The following is a 24,538-nucleotide window of genomic DNA, read 5'->3' on the forward strand; positions in this document are numbered from 1 at the left end:
GCCGTGCGGCGAAGCCGCACACATCGAGAGGAGGTCGTCGCGAAGCAGACCGGAGGCGATGCCCCCGGATGAATGCCGGAGCGAAGGAACACCGAGCTCTAGCGAGGTGCCGTACGTAAGGGGCGAGCGTTTTTTTGGTTACTTTTTTTAGGCGCTTGTAAAAAAAGTGACTCGCCGTAAGGGCGAAACCCTAAGCCGCCGTTACCGCTGGAATGGATATGTACCCGATAAAAAATCCCGGTCGGCTATAAGGCCGCCATCGCCATTCAGCACCCACAAAAAAGGCGACCCCGAAGGTCGCCTCTTGTGTCACTGCCCGTACTGCCGCCCCAATCCCCCAGGCACCCCATGAATATCCGTCTCCTCCCAAGGCCCCTTCGGACTGATCGACCGGCTCCAGCCATTATCCCAACGGTAGTACGTACGCTGGCGATAAAAGGTATTCGGCTGGTCATCCAGCACATAGACACCCAATTTAGGATCCCAGTGACTATTGCCCCCCGGCGGCGGCGCAAAACTGGCAGAAGTGCGGGGCAGCGGTTTGGCAGGCTTGGCCGGAGCGCTCGGCTTGCTCGGTACAGTGGACGGCGCAGGCTTGGTACTCGGCTGCGACGGCGGAATTGGTGGCGGCGTCGGCTGCTCCACCGGAGGCCGTTGGACCGCACAAGCGCTCAGCCCTAAAACAACGCTGAGCAGGGTGATACGAGCGATGGCGGTCATGATGGTGCTTCCTGTTTATTCCCGGGGTTATTTATCCGGGCTGTCGATAGTCAGTTTTTGCGGCGCGGTGGTACTGCTGGCCAAAGGTTGGCTACGACCGATCCACTCACCGGCGGTTGGTTTGCCGGCGCGGGAAATGCGCGCAACCAGTTGGACTTCAGGAAAGTTCGACAGTTTCAACTGCGGCATCATCGCGTCAGCATCGCCCAATTCGACAGTCGCCGGCAGATCAGCCACGGTCAGGCGCTTGGCGGCCAAGGGCGCGGGAGGACCGTTGGTGGCGCGGGCGAAGATGAACACGCTGTCACCCGGCTGGACCTTGGCTTTCAGATCAGCCGCCAGATCCACCCGGACCTTGAGCAGCGCAGCAACCTTGGCCACCGGAGCCTCAGCTACCTTACCGCCGCTGGCGACCAGTTTTTCCTTGGCGCGGGTAATGCCGCCCTGCAGCGCGATCCGGGATTTGTCTTCCGGCGGTAGTTGTTCCAGCAGGCGATTCCAGTAATCGATGGCGTCCTGGTAACGCTCGGCTTCGAATGCAGCGATGCCCAACAAACCGAGGCTGGTGACTTCCTTCGGATCGGCTTTCAGCGCTTCGTCAGTCAGCGCCTGAATCTTGTCCGACCATTTCTTGCCATCGGCGAAGTACTGGGCCTGCGCCCATTGCCCCAACAGTTCAGGCTGACGCCCGGCGATGTTGACGGTGCGCTCGAAAATCTTTGCCGCATCGGCGGGACGATCCTGAGTCATGTAGGTACGACCAAGAAAGTACAGCGCCTCGGCGGAGTCCGGTTGAGCGGCGACCGCACGCTCCAGACGCTGCGTCATCTCTTCCATCGACTGTGGCGCCTGGGAGAATTCCCGGGTCAGCTCGACTTTGTCGCTGGCACCAAAATGCAGGTACAAACCCAGGCCCAGCACCGGGACCAGAATCGCCGCCAGAAGTGGCGCCGGTTTACCCAGGCGCGTGACCCGTGGCGCGGCAACGCCTTCGGTATCGGCGAGCAATTCGCGGGCGGCCTCGGCGCGGCCGGCGTCCATTTGCGCGGCATCGAGTACGCCCTCTTCCTGCTGAGTCTCAAGCTCAGCCACGCGCTCCTGATACAGCGCCACGTTCAGGGCAGTACGATCCTCTTCGAGCTGGGCGCGACGGTTGCGCAGAACAGGGATCAGCAGAAAACTCAGGGCCACCAGAAGGAGCAGACCTGCAGCGAGCCAGAAATCAATCATTCTTGGTTTTTATCCAACAGTTGATCGAGGCGCTTGCGCTCCTCGGCAGAAAGCGTGTCCGGGGTATCAGCGCGTTGCACGCGACGACGGCGGACAATCACCGCGATGATCACAAAACCACCCAGCAGCAGGCCGGCGGGACCGAACCAGAGCAGCGCAGTCTTGGCGTTGAGGGCCGGTTTGTAGCGGACGAAATCACCGTAGCGATCAACCATGAAGTCGATGATCTGCTGGTTGTCCTTGCCCTCGCCGAGCATGCGGAAAATCTCTTTGCGCAGGTCGGCGGCAATCGGCGCGTTGGAGTCGGCGATGTCCTGGTTCTGGCACTTGGGGCAGCGCAGTTCCTTGGTCAATTCGCGAAAACGTTCGCGGTCGCCCTCTTTGGCGAACTCGTAGGTGTCAATGGCGGCATGCGCCACACCGGCCATGCTCAAACCCAGGACTACGGCAGCTAGCCAGCGCTTCATGGCTTGGCCTCATCAACCAGCGCCTGATACTTGGCCGCCAGTTTTTCGCGCCAGACCTGCTCGTCGATCACACCGACGAACTTGTCGCGGATGATGCCTTTGGCGTCGATGAAGAAGGTTTCCGGTGCGCCATACACACCGAGGTTCAGGCCCAGGGTGCCGGCATCGTCGCGGATATCCAGTTGGTATGGGTTGTGGAATTCCGCCAGCCACTTCAAGGCATCGGCGTTGACGTCCTTGTAGTTGATGCCGTAAATCACCACGCCTTTTTCGGCCAGTTTGTTCAGCACCGGGTGCTCGACCCGGCAGGAAATGCACCAGGTGCCCCAGACGTTGACCAGTGCCGGTTTACCGAGGATGTCGGCGCGGGTCAGGGTCTTGTCGCCCTGCACTGCCGGCAGGGAAAACTCCGGGAACGGCTTACCAATCATTGCCGAAGGCAGCTCGGCCGGGTCCAGGTACAGACCGCGATAAAGGAACACGGCAACCACCAGAAAAATCGCCAGTGGCAACAACATCAACCAACGCTTCATGCAGTGGCTCCCGACATGCCGAGTGCTTCACGCACCTTGGATTTCACCTTGACTCGATAACGCCGATCCAGCGCCGCCAGCAATCCGCCGAGCCCGGTGAGCAAACCACCGAACCAGATCCAGCGTACGAACGGTTTGACGTGTACGCGCACCGCCCAGGCGCCATCGCCCAGTGGTTCGCCCAACGCGACGTAGAGGTCACGGGTGAAACCGGCGTCGATCCCGGCCTCGGTCATCACCGAGTTCTGCACGGTGTAGAGGCGTTTTTCCGGGTGCAGCACGCTGACTTCCTTGCCGTCGCGAATCACCCGCACGGTGCCCTTGTCGGAGGTGAAGTTCGGGCCTTCGAAGTGCTTGGCGCCTTCGAAGACGAACTGGTAACCGCCCAGGTCCATGGATTCGCCCGGTGCCAGGCGCAGGTCGCGCTCGGCACTGTTCTGGCTCGACAACACCACGCCGAGGGCGCAAACCGCGATGCCCAGGTGCGCAACCTGCATGCCCCAATAGCTGCGGGTCAGGGTCGGCAGGCCTTTGATCAAGCCTTTGTGGCGCGTCTTGTCGAAGATGTCACGCACACCCGCCAGCAACACCCAAGCGGCGAGCATGAAGGTCGCGATCACTGCCCAGTTGAAATCGCCGTAGGCGACGCCAGCCACCACGGCCAGCGCGGCGCTGCCGAGCAATACGGGCGTGAGCATGCTCATCAGCCATTTGACCGGGGTGTCTTTCCAGCGCACCAGCATGCCCACCGCCATCACCACCATCAGCAACCCCATCAACGGAATGAACAGCGCGTTGAAGTACGGCGGGCCGACCGACAGCTTGGCGCCGGTCATGGCATCGAGAATCAACGGGTACAAAGTACCGAGCAGGATCATCGACGCCGCCACCACCAGCACCAGGTTGTTGCCCAGCAACAAGGTTTCCCGCGACCAGAGATTGAAGCCCACCTGGCTCTTGACTACTGGTGCGCGCAGGGCGAACAGGGTCAACGAACCGCCAACCACGAACAGCAGGAAAATCAGGATGAACACGCCGCGCTCGGGGTCGGAGGCAAACGCGTGAACAGAAGTCAGCACGCCGGAACGCACGAGGAAGGTGCCGAGCAAACTCAACGAGAACGCGGCGATGGCCAGCAACACGGTCCAGCTCTTGAACACGCCACGTTTTTCCGTGACCGCCAACGAGTGAATCAGCGCGGTGCCCACCAACCAAGGCATGAACGAGGCGTTTTCCACCGGGTCCCAGAACCACCAGCCGCCCCAGCCGAGTTCGTAGTAGGCCCACCACGAGCCAAGGGTGATGCCGATGCCGAGGAAGGCCCACGCAACGATGGTCCATGGACGCGACCAGCGCGCCCACGCCGCATCAAGACGACCGCCCATCAACGCCGCGATGGCGAAGGCAAACGCCACGGAGAAACCGACGTAGCCCATGTACAGCATCGGCGGGTGAACGATCAGGCCGATGTCCTGCAGCAACGGGTTGAGGTCGGCGCCGTCGCTGGGCACTTGCGGCAGGATGCGTTTGAACGGGTTCGACGTGAGGATCAGGAACAGCAGGAAACCGGTGCTGATCATGCCCATCACCGCCAATACGCGGGCCAGCATGACTTGCGGCAACTGCCGCGAGAACACCGACACGGCGAAGGTCCAGCCACCGAGGATCAACGCCCACAGCAGCAACGAACCTTCGTGCGCGCCCCACACGGCGCTGAATTTGTAGTACCACGGCAAGGCGCTGTTGGAATTGTTGGCGACGTAGGCGACGGAGAAGTCGTCGACCATGAAGGCGTAGGTCAGGCAACCGAAGGCGAACAGCAAGAAGGCGAACTGCCCCCACGCGGCCGGCTGGGCGAGGCTCATCCAGAAACGGTCACCGCGCCAGGCACCGACCAATGGCACCACGGCCTGAACCAGCGCGAAACACAGCGCCAGAATCATGGCCAAATGGCCCAACTCTGGAATGAAAATGCCGGAAGTCATTGATCAACCCTCCTTCGCGGGTGTTGGAGCGGACTGACCACTGTCTTTCAACGCTTTGGTCACTTCGGGCGGCATGTACTTCTCGTCGTGCTTGGCCAGCACTTCATCGGCCACCACCACGCCATCGGCGTTGATCTTGCCCAGAGCGACGATGCCCTGCCCTTCGCGGAACAGGTCCGGGAGGATGCCGCGATAGGTGATGGTCACGGATTTGTTGAAGTCGGTGACGACGAACTTAACGTCCAGCGAGTCGCCGGAACGCTGCAATGAACCCGCCTCGACCATGCCGCCGGCGCGGATGCGCGTGTCTTGCGGGGCCTCGCCGTTGGCGATCTGGGTCGGTGTGTAAAACAGATTGATGTTCTGCTGCAGGGCGCTCAGGGCCAGGCCGACGGCAGCGCCGACCCCGACCAGAATCGCCAGAATGATGATAAGACGCTTTTTACGCAGCGGATTCACTTGCCGTTCTCCCGGCGCAGACGACGCGCCTCTTGTTGCAGATACCGCTTGCGGGCCAGGATCGGCGCCGCCACGTTGAGGGCCAGCACTGCCAGGCAAATGCCATAGGCCGACCAGACATACAGGCCGTGATGGCCCATGGCGAGGAAATCGCCGAATGACGCAAAACTCATCGAACGACCTCCAGGCTGTTTTCGACTTCGGCTTTCACCCAACTGGCCCGCGCTTCACGCTTGAGCACTTCAAGGCGCATGCGCAGCAAAAGGACCGCGCCGAAGAAACAGTAGAAACCCAGCGCCGTCAGCAGCAATGGCAGCCACATTTCGGCAGGCATCGCCGGTTTTTCGGTGAGGGTGAATGTCGCGCCCTGGTGCAGGGTGTTCCACCACTCCACCGAGTATTTGATGATCGGGATGTTGATCACGCCGACAATCGCCAGCACCGCGCAGGCCTTGGCCGCGCTGTCGCGATTGCTGATGGCGTTGCCCAGTGCAATCAAGCCGAAATACAGGAACAGCAAAATCAGCATCGAGGTAAGGCGCGCGTCCCAGACCCACCACGAACCCCAGGTCGGTTTGCCCCAAATCGCCCCGGTGACCAGCGCCACGGCGGTCATCCAGGCACCGATGGGCGCCGCGCATTGCAGGGCGACGTCGGCCAGTTTCATTTTCCACACCAGCCCGACGATGCCGCACACGGCCAGCATCACGTAGATGGACTGCGCCAGCATCGCGGCCGGAACGTGGATATAGATGATGCGGAAGCTATTGCCTTGTTGGTAGTCAGGCGGCGCGAAGGCCAGGCCCCAGACCACGCCAACGCCGATCAGCAGCAACGCCGCGACGCTCAGCCATGGCAGCATTTTGCCGCTGATGCCATAAAACCATTTGGGCGAGCCGAGCTTGTGAAACCACGTCCAGTTCATACTGTTTCCATCACGGTTGCTCTTTACTGTGAAGAGCCTGGGTCTTTGCTGATCAAAAAATGATCAGACCTCATTATTCGCCGACACTGATCTTCAGGCCAGCCGCTATTGCAAAAGGTGTCAGGGTTATCGCCAGGGCGGTCAGGCTGCCAAGCCACAGGAGATAACCGGTCGCCGGCATGCCTTGGAGGGCGGCCTGCAAGGCGCCACTGCCCAAGATCAACACCGGGATGTACAACGGCAGAATCAACAACGCCAGCAACAGCCCACCGCGCTTCAAGCCGACCGTCAGCGCCGCGCCCACCGCACCGAGCAAGCTCAGCACCGGTGTACCCAGCAACAACGAAAGCAGCAACACCGGCAGACAGGCGGCAGGCAAACCGAGCATCAACGCCAGCAACGGTGCGAGCAAAACCAGTGCCAGGCCGGAAAAGGCCCAGTGTGCCAGCACCTTGGCCAAAACCAGAAGAGCCAGGGGGTGCGGCGAAAGGACCCACTGCTCGAGCGATCCGTCTTCGAAATCACTGCGGAAAAGCCCGTCCAGCGAGAGCAAAACCGATAAAAGGGCTGCCACCCAGACCAGTCCCGGGGACAAGGTTTGCAACAATTGAGACTCGGGACCGACCGCCAACGGGAACAGCGAAACCACGATGGCAAAGAAAACCAGCGGATTGGCCAATTCCGCAGGACGGCGGAACAGCAGACGGGCCTCACGGGCGACCAACAGGCCAAAAACACTCATACGGCCCATTTCCCCAGATCGATGTCGCGATAACCGGCCGGCATCCGGCTCAGCGTGTGGTGAGTGGTCAACACCACCATGCCACCGCGTTCGCAGTGTGCAGCCAGGTGTTCTTCGAGTTGTGCCACGCCTTGCTTGTCGAGGGCGGTGAACGGCTCATCGAGAATCCACAGCGGCGGGCTGTCCAGATACAAGCGTGCCAAGGCAACACGGCGCTGCTGACCAGCGGACAACGTGTGACAAGGCACGTCTTCAAAACCGCGCAATCCGACAGCCGCCAAGGCCTGCCAGATCGCTTCATGAGAGGCCGGTTGGTGCAGGGCGCAGAGCCAGCTCAGGTTCTCCTCCGGGGTCAGCAAATCCTTGATCCCCGCGGCATGGCCAATCCACAGCAGATTGCGCGCGAGCTCCGTACGCTGCTCGTTCAACGGCTGGCCGTTAAGCAACACCTCACCGGCCGTCGGATGCATCAGCCCCGAGAGCAGGCGCAACAGGCTGGTCTTGCCACTGCCATTGGGGCCGCTGATCTGCACCATTTCGCCACTGGCCAGTCTCAAATCGAGATTTTCGAAAAGCAGCCGAAGGTCTCGCTCACAGGCAAGGGCAACGGTTTGCAGGACAGGACTGGTCAAGGGTTCACGGGCCTTATACGGTTCAAGTCGGCTCTGGCGCGGCCGTTAAAGAGATGCAGAATAAATGTATTGGCGGCCCAAACTAGCGAGCTGCGTCAAATAATTGCAATGTTATCGGCACTCTGTATACAACTGGGCGGCATTATACATGCCAGCTCCTACTCTCAAGAGTGCATTTTCCCAAGGTTGTGACCGCGTATGACAGGCGAAATGAACATCCTCCCGCTACCGCCGACCACCCCGGCGACAACCCGCCCGCTGGCGGTCAGCGGCGAGTTGCTCAAGCTGTTGACGCCAATCGAAGGACTGATAACCGCCGGTCAGACCGCCAAGGCCGAAGTGCTGTCGCTCAAGCAGGCGGATCAGACTTTTCAGCTGTTGCTCAAGGTCACTCTCGAAAGCGGCCGCCAGACCACGGTCCAGGCCACCAGCAACCAGCCGTTGGCCCAAGGCACCAGCGTAGCGGTCACCCAGCCGTCGGCGGGCAGTCTGGCCATCACCGTGCAACAGGCCATCGCCTCCAGCATCGCCACCCTCACCCGCATCGACACCGCGCAGCTGCCGGTCGGCACCCTGTTGCAGGGCAAAGTGCTGACCTCTCAGGTGTTGCCGCAAGTGCCGGGGCAACCGACGGTGTTTCGCTCGATGGTCAGCCTGCTCAACACCGTACTCAGCGGCAGCACCCTGAGCATCGACAGCCCGCAGCCGTTGCGTATCGGCACCTTGCTCAGTGCGCAGGTACAGGACACGCAGACGCTGAAGTTCGTACCGCTCAGCAGCCGTCAGGAACAATTGGCGGTGACCCAGCAACTGGTCAGCCAGACCAGCCGTCAGGGCTCGCTGGATGGCTTGCTCAAACTCCTGCAAAACCTGCCGCCCTCGAACCAGATCTCCAGCGATCTGCGCGCGGCTGTGGACAAATTGCTCGCCGGCCTGCCGGACGTGCAGCAACTGAGCACACCCAAAGGCCTCGCACTCGCGCTGGCCGGCAGCGGTGCATTCCTCGAATCGAAACTGTTGAGCGGGCAAAACCCGACGCTCGCCCCCGATATGAAGGCCGATCTGCTCAAACTGATCGCGCAGCTGACACCGGGACTGCCGGCCAGCACCAATCTCAGCGCGATCATCGCCGCCAACACCCTGGCCCAGGCCATGCCGAGTTTCGTGCGTAACGCGCTGGGCATGCTCGGACAGGTCAGCGCCAAACCGTCGCCAAGCAGTTTTCCGCTGCCCGAGCGCCTGTTGCAAAGCGCCGACGGCGAGGACGATCTCGAACAGCTGCTGCGCCTGGCCGCCGCGGCGGTTTCACGCCTGCAAAGCCATCAACTGTCGAGCCTGGAGCAGACCGGCGTGACCAGTGACGGGCGTTTAATGAGTACATGGCAACTGGAAGTGCCGATGCGCAACCTGCAAGACATCGTGCCGTTGCAGATCAAGTTCCAGCGCGAAGAGGCGCCGGACAAGGAACAACCCCAGGAACGCCGCGACGAGCGCGAGCCGAAACAACAACTGTGGCGGGTCGAATTGGCTTTCGACATGGAGCCGTTGGGGCCGATGCAGGTCCAGGCGCAGCTGATCAAGGGCTGCCTGTCCAGTCAGCTCTGGGCCGAACGGCCGTACACCGCCAGCCTGATCGAAAGCAATCTGGCGTCATTGCGCGCGCGCATGCTTGCCTCGGGCCTGAACGTCGGCGATCTCGATTGCCACCACGGCAAACCACCCCAAGGCCCACAAACCCGCCTCGAACAACGCTGGGTCGACGAAAACGCATGAAAAACCCCAACACCCCACGCCAGGCCATCGCCCTCAAATACGACGGCACCCACGCCCCTACCCTCACCGCCAAGGGCGACGAAGAGCTGGCGGAGGAAATCCTGCGGATCGCCCGCGACTATGAAGTGCCGATCTACGAAAACGCCGAATTGGTGAGATTGTTGGCGCGGATGGAATTGGGGGACAGTATTCCGGAAGAGTTGTACCGGACGATTGCCGAGATCATTGCGTTTGCGTGGAATCTGAAAGGGAAGTTTCCGGCGGGGCAGGATCCGGATGCGCCGAGGGTGGAGAAGGATGTGACTGAGCGTGGGGATGATTATTGAATCTGGGGTGAGTTCTTAGGGGAATAGAAAAGATCGCAGCCTCGTTTCACTCGACAGCTCCTACACAGCTCCTACACAGCTCCTACAGGGTGTACGCCATCCCAATGTAGGAGCTGTCGAGTGAAACGAGGCTGCGATCTTTTGATCTGTCAGTTCTTGTGAAGCTTGCTCATCAACTCCGCCTCAGCCTGGGTCAAGCCGCAGGACTGGGTCAGTTCGTCGACGCTCGCGCCCATCCCGACCAGTCGCGCCGCTTGGGCGAACGACAGGCTGGTGGGGTCGCGTTGTTCCAGCTGAACGAGTTTTTCCGGCAACGGCGCGACGATCGAGCGCAGCTCGTGCAGGTCTTCACCCATGCGCACATTGCCGTTTTGATAGTCGTCCACGCGTTTGGCCAGGTCCTTGATGCGCTGATCGCGCAGCGCATCACCCTGGGCCTGTTGCGCGGCGATCAGCTTTTGACCGCGAATGTACGCCAGAAACATTGCCAGCGTGCCTGCCCAGAACAGGAACAGGACAATGACCGCAACCTCGAGAATCAATCAGATACTCTCCAGTTCCGACCATTCTTCTTCGCTCATCATCTTGTCCAGTTCGACCAGGATCAGCAGTTCGTTGTTCTTGTTGCACACGCCTTGGATGAACTTGGCGGATTCTTCGTTACCGACGTTCGGTGCGGTTTCGATTTCCGACTGACGCAGGTAAACCACTTCGGCCACGCTGTCGACCATGATCCCGACAACCTGCTTGTCGGCTTCGATGATGACGATACGGGTGTTGTCGCTGATCTCGGCATTCATCAGGCCGAAGCGCTGACGGGTGTCGATCACGGTGACCACGTTGCCGCGCAGGTTGATGATGCCCAGCACGTAGCTCGGGGCACCCGGAACCGGGGCGATTTCGGTGTAGCGCAGGACTTCCTGGACGCGCATCACGTTGATGCCGTAGGTCTCGTTGTCCAGCTTGAAGGTGACCCATTGCAGGATCGGATCTTCGGAACCTTTTGCCGCCGTTGCCTTGTCATTCATACCCTGACCCCTCAAGAAACCGCCCTAGCGGTGTTGTTCTGTTATGTAGTTTTGTGGGTCGGCTTCGTGCCGCCCATGTGCTTTGCCCCGCCGCTGGCGATCAACTCGGCCAGCGCGGAAACGTCGAGCAACGCACACATGTGTTCAATCACCGTGCCCGCCAGCCATGGCCGCTGGCCACGGTGACTGCGCCACTTGATTTCGTTCGGGTCCAGGCGCAACGAGCGGCTGACCTGATGCACCGCCAGGCCCCACTCATAACCCTGCACCGAGATGACGTATTGCAGGCCCTGCTTGAAATCGTCGCGATAACGGTCGGGCATGACCCACCGTGCGGTATCCAGCACTTTGAGGTTGCCCGCCTGACTCGGCAGGATGCCGAGGAACCATTCCGGCTGGCCGAACAACGGCGTCAGCTCATGACCGGCCAGGGAATAAATCGAACCCAGGCACACCAGCGGCACAGCCAGGGTCAACCCGGCGACATCGAACAACAGGCATTCGAACGGCTCGGCGGCCCAGGATGGACGACCGTCGGTGTCCACCGGTGGAGGCGTGTTGGCGGGTGGCAGATGAACTTCAACCACCGGTGCCACCAGCGTTGGCTGCACTTCGACAACCACCGGCTCCGGCGCTTGCGGTACTTCGGCGACTGGCGCCGCCAGTGTTTGCAACAACGGCGCGATGGTCGATACCGGCGACAGGATCGGCGCGGGTGCTTCGATTACCGCAACTACCGGACGTGCTGGCACTTCCAGCGGCGCGGCCGCTTTGGCGACCGGTTCGGCAGTGACCTTGGCCTGTCGGGCATCACGGGCCTGCTCTTCAAGCACCGCCGCCTGGAACTCATCGAGTGCCGCTTCAGCCTCGACCACCTCGGGCAGCGCTTCGACCGGCGGCAACAGTTCCTCGGTCACTTCTTGCAGAAGGTTGTCGAGGTACGATTGCAGCGCCAGTTGCGGGCGTGACGTCAGTTTCAATGGCCGGCTCGGACTCATCTCACGCCACCTGCGGAACAAGTTGTGCCGCCAGCAGGTGCTTGAGCAGCGCGCGGTAAGCGAGAACGCCACGGCTCTTGCCGTCGAATTGCGAAGGCGTCAGCCCGGCACGGCTGGCATCGCGCAGACGCGTGTCCACGGGGATGTAGCCTTGCCAGATGTCTTCCGGAAACTTGTCGCGCAAGACACGCAGCGTACCGAGGGACGCTTGCGTGCGGCGGTCGAACAGGGTCGGCACGATGGTGAACGGCAACGCCTGTTTGCGTGAACGGTTGATCATCGCCAGCGTGTTGACCATGCGCTCCAGGCCTTTGACCGCCAGGTGTTCGGTCTGCACCGGGATCACCAGTTGCTGGCTCGCCGCCAAGGCATTGACCATCAGCACGCCGAGCAACGGCGGGCTGTCGATCACCGCGTAATCGAAGTCCTGCCACAACTGCGCCAGGCTCTTGGCGATCACCAGGCCCAAGCCACTCTGGCCTGGTGATTGACGTTCGAGGGTCGCCAGCGCGGTACTCGACGGCAACAGGGAAATGCGTTCATCACTGGTCGACAGCAGCAACTGACCCGGCAAGCCCTGCGGCACGCTGCCCTTGTGCAGGAACAGGTCGTAATTGCTGTGTTCCAGGCTGTCGGGGTCGTAACCGAAATAGCTGGTCATCGAGCCGTGGGGGTCCAGATCGACCACGACCACGCGCTTGCCCGCCTCGGCCAGCAAACCGGCTAAAGCGATGGAGGAAGTGGTTTTACCGACACCACCCTTTTGATTGGCGACTGCCCAGACTCTCATTCGGATTGTTCCTCCCGGCCGAATCGATCGACCGAGAAATAGCTCAACGTGTTAATGCGGGTGACGGAGAATTGACGGCGCTCTCTCGTACCGGCGACTTGACCGGGGTCGGTGCAGTTTGTGTGCCAGCACGCTTCAACGCGGCATCCGGTTGCGCATGGGCGGTTCCGGTGCCGGTCAGGCTGCGGCGTACATCGAGATTGCGTGATACCACCAGCACCACACGACGGTTGCGCGCCCGGCCCTCAGCGGTAGCGTTATTGGCCACCGGCTGGAATTCACCGTAGCCCACCGATGCCAGGCGACCGGGGTTCACCCCTTGCATCGCCAGCATGCGCACGATGCTCGCCGAACGGGCCGACGACAGCTCCCAGTTGGTCGGGTACTGCGAGGTACGAATCGGTTGATCGTCAGTAAAACCTTCGACGTGGATCGGGTTGTCGAACGGCTTCAGGATCACCGCGACCTTGTCGATGATGTTGAACGCGATGTCGCTGGGCATCGCGTCGCCGCTGCCGAACAACAGGCTGGAATTGAGTTCGATCTCGACCCACAACTCGTTGCCGCGCACGGTCATCTGGTTGGACTGGATCAGGTCGCCGAACGCCGCACTGATGTCGTCGGCGATGCTTTTCAGCGGATCGCTCGCGCCGGCGACTCCGGCGTCGACCTGCTCGCTGTCCTTGACCAGCGGCTTGGCCGGGGTCACGGTCTTCGGTCGCTCTTCGCCGATCGGAATCGGCTTGAGGGCGCTGTCGGTATCGGTGAAGACCCCGATCAGCGCTTCGGAAATGATCTTGTACTTGCCTTCGTTGATCGAAGAAATCGAGTACATGACCACGAAGAACGCGAACAGCAAGGTAATGAAGTCCGCGTAGGACACCAGCCAGCGTTCGTGATTGACGTGTTCATCATGCTGGCGACGACGTGCCATGAGGTTATTCCCTTAATCCATGAAGCCTTGCAGCTTCAACTCGATGGAGCGTGGGTTTTCACCTTCGGCGATCGACAGGATGCCTTCCAGCAACATTTCACGATAACGGGACTGGCGCAATGCAACGGATTTGAGCTTGGCGGCAATCGGCAGCAGCACCAGGTTGGCACTGGCCACGCCGTAGATGGTGGCGACGAAGGCCACGGCGATGCCGTTACCCAGTTGCGAGGGATCACCGAGGTTGCCCATGACGTGAATCAGGCCCATCACCGCACCGATGATGCCGATGGTCGGCGCATAGCCACCCATGCTTTCAAAGACTTTGGCGGCTTCGATGTCGCGGCTTTCCTGGGTATAGAAATCCACTTCCAGGATGCTGCGGATCGCTTCCGGTTCGGCACCGTCCACCAGCAGTTGCAGGCCTTTGCGCGAGTAGCTGTCGGGTTCGGCGTCGGCAATGCCTTCCAGGCCGAGCAAGCCTTCCTTGCGTGCGGTCAGGCTCCAGTTGACGACGCGGTCGATACCACCGGCCAAGTCGACGCGCGGCGGAAACAGGATCCACGCCAGGATCTGCATGGCGCGCTTGAAGGCGCTCATCGGCGATTGCAGCAACGCTGCGCCGATGGTGCCGCCGAGTACGATCAAGGCGGCCGGGCCGTTGGCCAGCGCACCGAGGTGCCCGCCTTCGAGGTAGTTGCCGCCGATGATGGCGACGAACGCCATGATGATGCCGATAAGGCTGAGAACATCCATCAGATACACGCCTCGACGATGTGCCGGCCAATGTCGTCCAGGCTGTACACCGCGTCGGCGAGCTCGGCTTTGACGATCGCCATCGGCATGCCGTAGATCACGCAGCTGGCTTCATCCTGAGCCCAGATCGAACTGCCGCCCTGCTTGAGCAGGCGCGCGCCTTCGCGACCGTCGGCGCCCATGCCGGTCAAGACGACCGCCAGAACTTTGTCACCGTAGGACTTGGCCGCCGAACCGAAGGTGATGTCCACGCACGGTTTGTAATTGAGACGTTCGTCACCCGGCAGGATTTTCACCGCGCCACGGCCGTCGATCATCATTTGCTTGCCACCCGGCGCCAGCAACGCCAGGCCCGGACGCAGGATGTCGCCATCCTCGGCTTCCTTGACGCTGATGCGGCAGAGCTTGTCCAGGCGCTCGGCGAACGCTTTGGTAAACGCAGCCGGCATGTGCTGGATCAGCACGATCGGTGCCGGGAAGTTGGCCGGCAATTGGGTCAGTACCCGTTGCAGGGCAACCGGACCGCCAGTGGAAGTACCGATGGCAACCAGTTTGTAGGCTTTGCGTTTCGGCGCGGGCGACGACGTGGCCGCGTGGGCACGTGCCGGAATCGGTGCGGGTGCCGGACGTGCAGGCACGCTGCTGCCGTAACTGCCGATGCTCGAAGGCGTTGGCGTCGGAGCGGGTGCGGCCACAGGAGCCGGAGCGCTGAAAGAACTGACACGACGGTTGCTGCGCGCGATGCTGAGAATCTTCTCGCACAGCAGTTGCTTGACCTTCTCGGGGTTGCGCGAGATGTCTTCGAAATTCTTCGGCAGGAAGTCCACCGCGCCGGCGTCCAGCGCATCCAGGGTTACCCGGGCGCCTTCGTGGGTCAGCGAGGAAAACATCAAGACCGGGGTCGGGCAGCGCTGCATGATGTGCCGCACCGCCGTGATGCCGTCCATCATCGGCATCTCGTAGTCCATGGTGATCACGTCCGGCTTGAGGGCCAGGGCCTGATCGATCGCCTCTTTTCCGTTGGTCGCCGTACCGACGACCTGGATATTCGAATCCGCTGAAAGAATTTCCGAGACGCGGCGGCGGAAAAACCCCGAATCATCCACCACCAGGACTTTGACTGCCATAAACACTCCGTTAGACGGAGCGAGGCTCAGTCGCCCCGCTCCACCAGAATCAAATACGCCGTGCGGCGTAACGCTTGAGCATGCTCGGAACATCGAGAATCAGCGCGATGCGACCGTCACCAGTGATGGTGGCGCCCGACATGCCCGGGGTTCCCTGGAGCATTTTGCCCAATGGCTTGATGACCACTTCTTCCTGGCCTACCAGTTGATCGACGACGAAGCCGATCCGCTGGGTGCCCACCGAAAGGATCACCACATGGCCTTCACGCTGCTCTTCGTGAGCGGCGGAGCTGACCAGCCAGCGCTTGAGGTAGAACAACGGCAGCGCCTTGTCCCGCACGATCACCACTTCCTGGCCATCCACCACGTTGGTGGTCGACAGGTCGAGGTGGAAGATCTCGTTGACGTTCACCAGCGGGAACGCAAACGCCTGGTTGCCGAGCATGACCATCAGCGTCGGCATGATCGCCAGGGTCAACGGCACTTTGATGACGATCTTCGATCCCTGGCCCTTGGCCGAGAAAATGTTGATCGAACCGTTGAGCTGGGAAATCTTGGTTTTCACCACGTCCATGCCCACGCCACGACCCGACACGTCGGATATCTCGGTCTTGGTCGAGAAGCCCGGGGCGAAGATCAGGTTGTAGCACTCGGTATCGCTCAGGCGATCGGCCGCGTCCTTGTCCATCACACCGCGTTTCACCGCGATGGAACGCAGGACGTTCGGGTCCATGCCTTTGCCGTCATCGGAGATCGACAGCAGGATGTGGTCGCCTTCCTGCTCTGCCGCCAGGATCACTTTGCCGCCGCGGGCCTTGCCCGAAGCTTCGCGTTCTTCCGGAGACTCGATGCCGTGGTCGACCGCGTTGCGCACCAAGTGGACCAGCGGGTCGGCCAGGGCCTCGACCAGGTTCTTGTCGAGGTCGGTTTCTTCACCAACCAGTTCCAGGTTGATCTCTTTCTTGAGCTGGCGAGCCAGGTCGCGAACCAGACGCGGGAAGCGCCCGAAGACTTTCTTGATCGGTTGCATCCGGGTCTTCATGACCGCGGTTTGCAGGTCGGCCGTGACCACGTCGAGGTTCGACACGGCCTTGGACATGGCTTCATCGGCGCTGTTGGCACCCAGGCGAACCAGACGGTTACGCACTAGCACCAATTCGCCGACCATGTTCATGATTTCGTCGAGACGCGCGGTATCGACCCGCACGGTGGTTTCGGCTTCGCTGGCCGGTTTTTCCGCCGGTGGCGCGGCCGGGGCACGGGCCGGAGCCGGTGCAGCAGCGGCAGGTGCCGGTGTTTCGGCTTTTGGCTCAGGTGCCTTGGCTACCGGTTTCGGCGCCGCAGCCTTGGCGACAGGGGCTGCAACCGAGGCGCTGGCGCCGGTTGCCGTTCCAGCCGTCGCACCCACTTCGGTGAACTTGCCTTTGCCGTGCAATTCGTCGAGCAGCGATTCGAATTCGTGATCGCTGATCAGGTCGCTACCGGCCGCAGCAGCGGCTGGCGCGGCTGGCGTCGGCACCGAAGCGATGGCCGATTCCAGCGCATCGACGGCAAAGTTACCTTTGCCGTGAAGCTGGTCGAGCAGTGCTTCGAATTCGTCGTCGGTAATGTCGGAGCTGTCGCCCGCGGCCTTCGGCGCTTGCGGCGCCGCAGGGGCAGCAGGTGCCACGGCATCGACGGCGAACTGGCCTTTGCCGTGCAACTGGTCGAGCAACGACTCGAACTCGGCATCGGTGATTTCGTCGCTGGCAGCGGCATCGCTGGCAGGCGCTGGAGCAGCCGCAGGGGCCTCGGCCTGAGCCTTGACGGCGTTCAGCGAGTCCAGCAGTTGTTCGAATTCATTGTCGGTGATGTCACCCGATTCGCTTTCGGCGACAGGCTCTTCAACCACTTCGGCGACAGGCGCAGGCGCCGCCTCGTCCGCTGTTTGCGGTTCGGCGAGTCGGGCCAGTGCGGCGAGCAATTCAGGCGTGGCAGCCGTGATCGGGCTGCGCTCGCGGACTTCGCTGAACATGCTGTTCACCGCGTCCAGCGCTTCGAGAACCACGTCCATCAATTCCGAGTCGACGCGACGTTCACCCTTGCGCAGGATGTCGAACACGTTCTCGGCGATGTGACAGCACTCCACCAGCTCGTTGAGCTGGAGGAAGCCGGCGCCCCCTTTTACAGTGTGAAAACCGCGAAAAATTGCATTGAGCAAATCCGCATCATCCGGACGGCTTTCCAGCTCGACCAGTTGCTCGGACAGTTGCTCTAGAATCTCGCCGGCCTCAACCAGGAAATCCTGAAGGATCTCTTCATCGGCGCCGAAGCTCATTAATGGTGTGCTCCTAACAGAACAGGTCTAAAAACCTAAAATCCAAGGCTGGATAACAAATCGTCCACATCGTCCTGACCGGACACAACGTCTTCTCTTTTATCGGCATGAATCTGCGGACCTTCACCCTGAGAGAGATGTTTTTGTGGATCTTTTTCTGCAAGCATCGCTTCACGGTCATGTTCGATGCCCGCAAAGCGGTCCACCTGACTGGCCATAAGCACGAGCTTGAGCAGGTTGCTCTCAACTTCGGTGACCAGTTGGGTCACTCGCTTGATCACTTGACCTGTGAGGTCCTGATAATCCTGGGCAAGCAGGATGTCATTGAGGTTGGTCGACACGGCGCGGTTGTCAGTGCTGCTGCGCGCCAGGAATCCGTCGACACGACGGGCCAGCTCGCGGAACTCTTCAGCCCCGACTTCGCGACGCATGAACCGCCCCCAATCCGTGCTCAAGGCCTGGGCTTCATCAGCCAGGCTGTTGACCAGTGGCGTGGCGTTTTCCACCAGATCCATGGTGCGGTTGGCCGCGGCCTCGGTCAGCTTGACAACATAACCCAGACGCTCGGTGGCATCAGTGATCTGGGACACTTCTTCGGCTTGCGGCATGTGCGGGTCAATCTGAAAATTGACGATCGCGCTATGCAGCTCGCGGGTCAGCTTGCCCACTTCCTGATACAGGCCGCGGTCACGGGTCTGGTTGAGCTCATGGATCAATTGCACAGCATCGCCAAACCTGCCCTTTTCAAGGCTCGCGACCAACTCGACGGCGTGTTTTTTCAGGGTCGATTCAAAATCGCCCTGCGAAGATTCGTTATGCCCCATAGCTCCCCCGTGGCGCAGTTCAACCAATGCGTTCGAAAATCTTCTCGATTTTTTCTTTCAACGCCTGGGCCGTGAAGGGTTTGACCACATAGCCGTTTACACCGGCCTGGGCCGCTTCGATGATCTGCTCGCGCTTGGCTTCAGCGGTCACCATCAGCACCGGCAGGTGCTTGAGCTTTTCATCGGCACGCACGTGACGCAGCAGATCGATACCGGTCATGCCAGGCATGTTCCAGTCCGTTACCAGAAAGTCGATGCTCCCGCTGTTGAGAACCGGAATGGCAGTAGTGCCATCGTCGGCCTCGACCGTGTTGGTGAACCCAAGGTCACGCAACAGGTTTTTTATGATCCGCCGCATCGTTGAGAAGTCATCAACGATGAGGATTTTCATGTTCTTGTCCAATTCGACCTCCAAGCAGACTAAAACGCGCCCAGCACCTGGACGCGCCATTTCAATCAATCTGGCAAAACACTCGATGACTGTCTGGAGTACAGCGGATCGAGACCGGCGCGGTTCATCACCCCACCAGCCACGTCACAGTGCCCCCACACTGCCTTCAGCGCGCTCGCCACTCTCCCAAACGCCCCCGCAAACGGGCCGCGCACTGGCTGTGTAACTGGCTGACCCGAGACTCGCTGACTCCCAGGACCTCACCGATTTCCTTGAGATTCAACTCTTCGTCGTAGTACAGCGCCAACACCAGTCGCTCACGCTCCGGCAAATTGGCAATCGCGTCCGCCAGCGCCGCCTGGAAGCGTTCATCCTCCAGATCGCGTGACGGCTCGAGATGAGCACTCGCGCCATCCTCGTGCAGCCCTTCGTGTTCGCCGTCCTGCAACAGATCGTCGAAACTGAATAACCGGCTGCCCAGGGTGTCGTTCAAAATCCCGTAATAATCGTCGAGACTCAATTGGAGTTCGGCCGCAACTTCGTGATCTTTAGCGTCACGGCCGGTTTTAGCTTCAATCGAGCGAATGGCGTCGCTGACCATGCGGGTATTGCGGTGGACCGAACGTGGTGCCCAGTCCCCCTTGCGCACTTCATCGAGCATGGCGCCGCGGATGCGGATGCCCGCGTACGTCTCGAAACTCGCGCCTTTGCTGGCGTCGTATTTGGTGGAGACTTCCAGCAGGCCGATCATCCCGGCCTGGATCAAATCTTCGACCTGGACACTGGCCGGCAGACGCGCCAGCAAGTGATAGGCAATGCGTTTGACCAGCGGCGCATAACGCTCGATCAGCTCGTACTGCGCATCGCGTGCCGACTTCTTGTAGAGGTTGTAGCCGCTGGCTGTCATAGAACCGGTCCTGCCGTTTGTTGCACGAGGCGCTCGACGAAGAATTCCAGATGCCCGCGCGGGTTGGCAGGCAGCGGCCAGGTGTCGACCTTCTGTGCGATCGCCTTGAACGCCAGCGAGCACTTGGAGCGCGGGAAGGCTTCGTAGACGGCACGCTGTTTCTGCACAGCCTTGCGCACGCTTTCGTCGTAAGGCACGGCGCCGACGTATTGCAGGGCAACGTCGAGGAAACGATCCGTGACCTTGGTCAACTTGGCGAACAGGTTGCGCCCTTCCTGCGGGCTCTGGGCCATGTTGGCCAGGACGCGGAAGCGGTTCATGCCGTAGTCGCGGTTAAGCAGTTTGATCAGCGCGTAGGCGTCGGTGATCGAGGTCGGTTCGTCACAGACCACCAGCAACACTTCCTGGGCTGCGCGGACGAAACTGACTACCGAGTCACCAATACCCGCAGCGGTGTCGATCACCAGCACGTCGAGGTTGTCGCCGATGTCACTGAAGGCCTGAATCAGACCGGCGTGCTGCGCCGGGCTCAAATGAACCATGCTCTGGGTGCCGGACGCGGCCGGAACGATGCGGATGCCGCCGGGGCCCTGCAACAGGACGTCGCGCAGCTCGCAGCGGCCTTCGATCACGTCGGCCAGGGTACGTTTGGGTGTCAGCCCCAGCAGAACGTCGACGTTCGCCAGTCCCAGGTCGGCGTCCAGCAGCATGACGCGCCGGCCAAGCTCAGCCAAAGCCAGGGACAAGTTCACTGACACGTTAGTTTTCCCGACGCCACCTTTGCCGCCGGTCACCGCGATCACCTGTACGGGATGCATGCTGCCCATGTTATTTCTTTACCTTGTCTTGCATAGACGGAGGCCACATTACTGGCTGCGCGTTCGCAAACGGAACAATGCATGGCAGACCATCGATGTAGGTACAAAAACTATTCATTGTTACCTCAGCCTACCTGCTTGGTGGGGCTGTGGTAGATATCAGCGAACATGTCAGCCATGGCTTCTTCGCTGGGCTCTTCCTGCATTTGCACGCTGACGGCGCGACTGACCAGTTGATGGCGGCGCGGCAGATGCAAATCATCCGGAATCCGCGGGCCGTCGGTCAGGTAGGCCACCGGCAATTCATGGCTGATGGCCAGGCTCAACACCTCGCCCAGACTCGCCGTTTCATCCAGTTTAGTCAGGATGCAGCCAGCTAGCCCGCAGCGCTTGTAACTGTGATAAGCGGCCGTCAGCACCTGCTTCTGGCTGGTGGTTGCCAGGACCAGATAATTTTTGGAACGGATGCCACGCCCGGCCAGGCTTTCGAGCTGCATGCGCAGCGCCGGATCGCTGGCTTGCAGGCCGGCGGTATCGATCAGTACGACGCGTTTGCGCAGCAGTGGTTCCAACGCCTGCACCAGCGATTGGCCCGGATCGACATGGGTCACCGACACATTGAGAATCCGACCAAGGGTCTTCAGCTGCTCCTGGGCACCAATACGGTAGCTGTCCATGCTCACCAGCGCGATGTTTTGCGCGCCGTACTTGAGCACGTAGCGGGCAGCCAGCTTGGCCAGGGTGGTGGTCTTGCCCATGCCGGCAGGGCCGACCATGGCAATCACGCCGCCCTCTTCCAGCGGCTCGACTTCCGGCGTGGCAATCATCCGCGCCAGGTGCGCCAGCAGCATGCGCCAGGCCTGACGAGGTTCTTCGATATCGGTAATCATTGCCAGCAAGTCGCGCGACAACGGGCCGGACAGGCCGATGCGTTGCAGGCGACGCCACAGGTTGGCCTGGGCCGGACGGCTGCCTTGCAGCTGATTCCACGCCAGAGAGCCGAGCTGGACTTCCATCAGTTCGCGCAAGCTGTTGAGTTCGAAACGCATCGAGTCGAACACACGCGAGTCGACGGCCGCTGCAGCGGCAGGCGCTGGCGCCGGGCGACGTGGCTCGGCGTAAGTCGGCTCGATGAGCGGCTCGGCGGCGGTCAACGGCAGGCCGGCGAACAACTGGCGATTGGTGGCGTTGTCGCTCTCGCCTTCGCTGCGCAGGCTCAATTCGGCTTGGGCGGTAACGATCCGCGACTGGGTCTTGCGCAGCTCGTCTTCGAGTTCCATGTTCGGAACGCGCGGCGCCAGCGCCGACAGCTTGTAATCCAGGGCGGCCGTCAGCTCGACACCACCGGCGATCCGGCGGTTGCCAATAATGGCGGCATCGGCGCCCAGCTCATCACGAACCAGTTTCATGGCCTGACGCATATCGGCGGCGAAAAAACGCTTAACTTGCATAAACCACTACCTCAGCCGTTGGGCCCTACTGTCGCAACGATGGTCACTTGCTTGTTGTCAGGTATTTCCTGGTAGGCCAGCACATGCAGCCCCGGGACTGCCAGTCGGCCAAAACGCGAGAGCATCGCGCGAACCGGACCGGCCACCAGCAGGATCACCGGTTGACCTTGCATCTCCTGACGTTGCGCTGCATCGATCAACGAACGCTGCAGCTTCTCAGCCATGCTTGGCTCCAGCAGAACACCCTCTTCCGAGCCTTGTCCTGCCTTCTGCAGACTATTGAGCAATATTTGTTCCAACCTTGGCTCCAGCGTGATCACTGGCAGCTCGGAGTCAGTGCCTACAATGCTTTGCACGATTGCGCGGCTTACGCCGACGCGCACTGCAGCCACCAATGCGGCGGTATCTTGACTCTTGGAAGCGTTGTTAGCGATGGCCTCGGCAATGCTGCGAATGTCGCGCACCGGCACCTGTTCAGCCAACAGCGCTTGCAGAACCTTGAGCAGTTGCGACAGCGACAGCACACCCGGCACCAGCTCTTCGGCCAGTTTCGGCGAGTTTTTCGCCAGCAATTGCATGAGTTGCTGCACTTCCTCGTGGCCGATCAGCTCACTGGAATGCTTGTACAGAATCTGGTTCAAGTGGGTGGCCACCACGGTACTGGCATCGACCACTGTATAGCCAAGCGATTGTGCCTGGGCGCGCTGACTGATTTCGATCCACACCGCCTCCAGGCCGAAAGCCGGATCTTTGGCGGTAATGCCGTTGAGCGTGCCGTAGACCTGCCCCGGGTTGATCGCCAGCTCGCGATCCGGGTAAATCTCCGCTTCGGCGAGGATCACGCCCATCAGGGTCAGGCGATAGGCACTCGGCGCCAGGTCGAGGTTGTCGCGGATGTGCACGGTCGGCATCAGGAAGCCCAGGTCCTGGGACAGCTTCTTGCGCACGCCCTTGATCCGCGCCAGCAATTGCCCGCCCTGATTGCGGTCCACCAGAGGAATCAGGCGATAACCCACTTCCAGGCCGATCATGTCGATCGGCGTCACGTCATCCCAGCCCAGCTCTTTGGTTTCCTGGGCGCGGGCCGGCGATGGCAACAGTTCCTGCTGACGCTTGACCTCTTGCAGGGCCTGGACCTTGACGATGTTCTGCTTGCGCCAGAACAGGTACGCGCCGCCAGCCGCCAGGGCTGCCATGCTCAGGAAGGAGAAGTGCGGCATGCCAGGCACAAGGCCCATCACCGCCATCAAACCCGCCGAAACGGCCAACGCTTTTGGCGAGGCAAACATCTGGCGATTGATCTGCTTGCCCATGTCTTCCGAACCGGAAGCACGGGTCACCATGATCGCGGCGGCAGTGGACAACAGCAGTGATGGCAATTGCGCCACCAAACCGTCACCAATGGTCAGCAAGGCGTACACCTTGCCGGCGTCGGCAAAGCTCATGTTGTGCTGGAAGATGCCGACGGCCATACCGCCGATCAGGTTGATGAACAGAATCAGCAGGCCGGCGATGGCGTCACCGCGAACGAACTTGCTGGCACCGTCCATGGAACCGTAGAACTCGGCTTCCTGGGCCACTTCCGAACGACGAGCCTTGGCCTGGTTCTGGTCGATCAGGCCGGCGTTGAGGTCGGCGTCGATCGCCATTTGTTTGCCGGGCATCGCATCAAGGGTGAAACGCGCGCTCACCTCGGAAATCCGCCCGGCACCTTTGGTCACCACGACGAAGTTGATGATCATCAAAATCGCGAAAACCACGATACCAACCACGTAGTTACCGCCGATCACCACCTCACCGAAGGCCTGGATCACCTTACCGGCAGCGGCGTGGCCGTCCTGCCCGTGAAGCATCACCACCCGCGTGGAAGCCACGTTCAAAGCCAGCCGCAACAACGTCGCCACCAGCAGAATGGTCGGGAACACCGCGAAATCCAGCGGCCGCAGGGCGTAGACGCAGACCAGCAGCACCACAATCGACAGGGCAATGTTGAAAGTGAAAAACACATCGAGCAGGAACGGCGGAATCGGCAACATCATCATTGCCAACATGACCAGCAGCAACAGCGGCACGCCCAGATTGCCTCGACTGAGGTCTGCCATGTTCGTGCGGGCACTGTTGATTAACTGAGAGCGATCCACCGGTATTCCCCGTTCCTTTGAAGCAAACTTTTGACGCCTGAAGCAGGCTCGAGGCTGCTATTGCAAGAAGCCTTCCAACTTTTGCAGAGGTACAAAACAGAGGGGTTTAGCGGTAGGAATTTGTATCGACCGGGCGGACCTCATCGCGAGCAAGCTCGCTTGTATGCTAGGACTTGAAGGGAGGAGGAGGGACAAGGCTCGATTCTGACTGTTAGCGCAGTACAGATCCGTGGGAGATTTCGCCCCTCCTCCTTTCACCCAAGCGCC

General features: G+C 60.8%; 26 protein-coding genes. 2 read left to right on the forward strand and 24 right to left on the reverse strand.

Annotation, left to right across the window (positions count from 1 at the left end; genetic code table 11):
• Nucleotides 1–309 precede the first annotated feature (309 nt).
• From ACM110_RS29445 to ccmA, 10 genes are all read right to left on the reverse strand, one after another.
• A complete protein-coding gene (locus tag ACM110_RS29445) occupies nt 310–720 on the reverse strand; it encodes a hypothetical protein (RefSeq protein ID WP_416130552.1) in 411 nt (136 codons plus the stop codon).
• Nucleotides 721–747: 27 nt separating this feature from the next.
• Complete coding sequence (ccmI, locus tag ACM110_RS29450; protein WP_416130553.1) at nt 748–1,950, reverse strand: c-type cytochrome biogenesis protein CcmI; 1,203 nt, start codon at nt 1,948–1,950, stop codon at nt 748–750.
• Nucleotides 1,947–2,417 carry a cytochrome c-type biogenesis protein gene (locus ACM110_RS29455; protein WP_338582360.1) on the reverse strand — a complete coding sequence of 157 codons (471 nt, stop codon included), beginning with the start codon at nt 2,415–2,417 and terminating at the stop codon, nt 1,947–1,949. Before ACM110_RS29455 ends, ccmI begins: the two co-directional genes overlap by 4 nt.
• A complete protein-coding gene (locus tag ACM110_RS29460; RefSeq protein WP_338582361.1) occupies nt 2,414–2,950 on the reverse strand; it encodes a DsbE family thiol:disulfide interchange protein in 537 nt (178 codons plus the stop codon). The genes ACM110_RS29455 and ACM110_RS29460 overlap by 4 nt, the downstream gene beginning before the upstream one ends.
• Nucleotides 2,947–4,935 carry a heme lyase CcmF/NrfE family subunit gene (locus ACM110_RS29465; RefSeq protein WP_338582362.1) on the reverse strand — a complete coding sequence of 663 codons (1,989 nt, stop codon included), beginning with the start codon at nt 4,933–4,935 and terminating at the stop codon, nt 2,947–2,949. The genes ACM110_RS29460 and ACM110_RS29465 overlap by 4 nt, the downstream gene beginning before the upstream one ends.
• Nucleotides 4,936–4,938: 3 nt before the next feature.
• Nucleotides 4,939–5,394: a cytochrome c maturation protein CcmE gene (ccmE, locus tag ACM110_RS29470; protein WP_060541439.1), complete on the reverse strand. Its 456-nt coding sequence runs from the start codon at nt 5,392–5,394 to the stop codon at nt 4,939–4,941.
• The gene (gene ccmD, locus ACM110_RS29475; RefSeq protein WP_008055370.1) at nt 5,391–5,567 is read right to left on the reverse strand and encodes a heme exporter protein CcmD; all 177 of its coding nucleotides are present in this window, start codon (nt 5,565–5,567) and stop codon (nt 5,391–5,393) included. Before ccmD ends, ccmE begins: the two co-directional genes overlap by 4 nt.
• A complete protein-coding gene (locus tag ACM110_RS29480) occupies nt 5,564–6,319 on the reverse strand; it encodes a heme ABC transporter permease (protein WP_416130554.1) in 756 nt (251 codons plus the stop codon). The genes ccmD and ACM110_RS29480 overlap by 4 nt, the downstream gene beginning before the upstream one ends.
• Before the next feature lie 73 nt (nt 6,320–6,392).
• The gene (gene ccmB / locus ACM110_RS29485) at nt 6,393–7,061 is read right to left on the reverse strand and encodes a heme exporter protein CcmB (RefSeq protein ID WP_007980754.1); all 669 of its coding nucleotides are present in this window, start codon (nt 7,059–7,061) and stop codon (nt 6,393–6,395) included.
• The gene (ccmA, locus tag ACM110_RS29490) at nt 7,058–7,693 is read right to left on the reverse strand and encodes a cytochrome c biogenesis heme-transporting ATPase CcmA (RefSeq protein ID WP_338582363.1); all 636 of its coding nucleotides are present in this window, start codon (nt 7,691–7,693) and stop codon (nt 7,058–7,060) included. The genes ccmB and ccmA overlap by 4 nt, the downstream gene beginning before the upstream one ends.
• A gap of 198 nt (nt 7,694–7,891) precedes the next feature.
• Here ccmA and ACM110_RS29495 point away from each other — a divergent pair, with 198 nt between their 5' ends.
• Together ACM110_RS29495 and ACM110_RS29500 are read left to right on the forward strand one after the other, a co-directional pair.
• Nucleotides 7,892–9,466, forward strand: coding sequence for a flagellar hook-length control protein FliK (locus tag ACM110_RS29495; protein WP_416130555.1), 1,575 nt, complete (start codon nt 7,892–7,894; stop codon nt 9,464–9,466).
• The gene (locus ACM110_RS29500) at nt 9,463–9,792 is read left to right on the forward strand and encodes an EscU/YscU/HrcU family type III secretion system export apparatus switch protein (protein WP_416130556.1); all 330 of its coding nucleotides are present in this window, start codon (nt 9,463–9,465) and stop codon (nt 9,790–9,792) included. The genes ACM110_RS29495 and ACM110_RS29500 overlap by 4 nt, the downstream gene beginning before the upstream one ends.
• 149 nt (nt 9,793–9,941) lie before the next feature.
• Here the strand turns inward: ACM110_RS29500 and ACM110_RS29505 are convergent, their stop codons facing one another.
• From ACM110_RS29505 to flhA, 14 genes are all read right to left on the reverse strand, one after another.
• The gene (locus ACM110_RS29505; RefSeq protein ID WP_416130557.1) at nt 9,942–10,334 is read right to left on the reverse strand and encodes a DUF2802 domain-containing protein; all 393 of its coding nucleotides are present in this window, start codon (nt 10,332–10,334) and stop codon (nt 9,942–9,944) included.
• Complete coding sequence (locus ACM110_RS29510; RefSeq protein ID WP_007980742.1) at nt 10,335–10,820, reverse strand: chemotaxis protein CheW; 486 nt, start codon at nt 10,818–10,820, stop codon at nt 10,335–10,337. It lies immediately after the preceding gene.
• Between the two features lie 41 nt (nt 10,821–10,861).
• On the reverse strand, nt 10,862–11,818 hold the full coding sequence (locus ACM110_RS29515) for a chemotaxis protein CheW (protein ID WP_416130558.1): 957 nt from the start codon (nt 11,816–11,818) through the stop codon (nt 10,862–10,864).
• Nucleotide 11,819: 1 nt separating this feature from the next.
• A complete protein-coding gene (locus ACM110_RS29520; protein WP_338582367.1) occupies nt 11,820–12,608 on the reverse strand; it encodes a ParA family protein in 789 nt (262 codons plus the stop codon).
• 43 nt (nt 12,609–12,651) lie between these two features.
• The gene (motD, locus tag ACM110_RS29525) at nt 12,652–13,542 is read right to left on the reverse strand and encodes a flagellar motor protein MotD (protein WP_338582368.1); all 891 of its coding nucleotides are present in this window, start codon (nt 13,540–13,542) and stop codon (nt 12,652–12,654) included.
• A 12-nt stretch (nt 13,543–13,554) separates the two neighbouring features.
• Nucleotides 13,555–14,295: a flagellar motor protein gene (locus tag ACM110_RS29530; RefSeq protein ID WP_338582369.1), complete on the reverse strand. Its 741-nt coding sequence runs from the start codon at nt 14,293–14,295 to the stop codon at nt 13,555–13,557.
• On the reverse strand, nt 14,295–15,422 hold the full coding sequence (locus ACM110_RS29535) for a protein-glutamate methylesterase/protein-glutamine glutaminase (protein WP_416130559.1): 1,128 nt from the start codon (nt 15,420–15,422) through the stop codon (nt 14,295–14,297). The genes ACM110_RS29530 and ACM110_RS29535 overlap by 1 nt, the downstream gene beginning before the upstream one ends.
• A 49-nt stretch (nt 15,423–15,471) precedes the next feature.
• Entirely contained in the window at nt 15,472–17,739 is a 2,268-nt protein-coding gene (locus ACM110_RS29540; RefSeq protein WP_416130560.1) for a chemotaxis protein CheW, read from the reverse strand.
• A gap of 35 nt (nt 17,740–17,774) precedes the next feature.
• A complete protein-coding gene (locus ACM110_RS29545) occupies nt 17,775–18,563 on the reverse strand; it encodes a protein phosphatase CheZ (RefSeq protein ID WP_416130561.1) in 789 nt (262 codons plus the stop codon).
• 19 nt (nt 18,564–18,582) lie between these two features.
• Nucleotides 18,583–18,954, reverse strand: coding sequence for a chemotaxis response regulator CheY (locus ACM110_RS29550; RefSeq protein WP_003183998.1), 372 nt, complete (start codon nt 18,952–18,954; stop codon nt 18,583–18,585).
• 166 nt (nt 18,955–19,120) lie between these two features.
• Nucleotides 19,121–19,861, reverse strand: a complete 741-nt coding sequence (fliA, locus tag ACM110_RS29555; protein WP_007894214.1) for an RNA polymerase sigma factor FliA — start codon at nt 19,859–19,861, stop codon at nt 19,121–19,123.
• Nucleotides 19,858–20,688: a flagellar synthesis regulator FleN gene (gene fleN, locus ACM110_RS29560; RefSeq protein WP_008001746.1), complete on the reverse strand. Its 831-nt coding sequence runs from the start codon at nt 20,686–20,688 to the stop codon at nt 19,858–19,860. The genes fliA and fleN overlap by 4 nt, the downstream gene beginning before the upstream one ends.
• A gap of 116 nt (nt 20,689–20,804) precedes the next feature.
• Nucleotides 20,805–22,130 (reverse strand): flagellar biosynthesis protein FlhF, encoded by a 1,326-nt coding sequence (gene flhF / locus ACM110_RS29565; protein ID WP_416130562.1) that lies wholly within the window; start codon nt 22,128–22,130, stop codon nt 20,805–20,807.
• 11 nt (nt 22,131–22,141) lie between these two features.
• Nucleotides 22,142–24,271: a flagellar biosynthesis protein FlhA gene (gene flhA, locus ACM110_RS29570; RefSeq protein ID WP_416130563.1), complete on the reverse strand. Its 2,130-nt coding sequence runs from the start codon at nt 24,269–24,271 to the stop codon at nt 22,142–22,144.
• Nucleotides 24,272–24,538 lie beyond the last annotated feature (267 nt).

This window comes from Pseudomonas sp. NFX98, assembly GCF_047784845.1.
In the GTDB taxonomy this organism is placed as follows: Bacteria; Pseudomonadota; Gammaproteobacteria; order Pseudomonadales; family Pseudomonadaceae; genus Aquipseudomonas.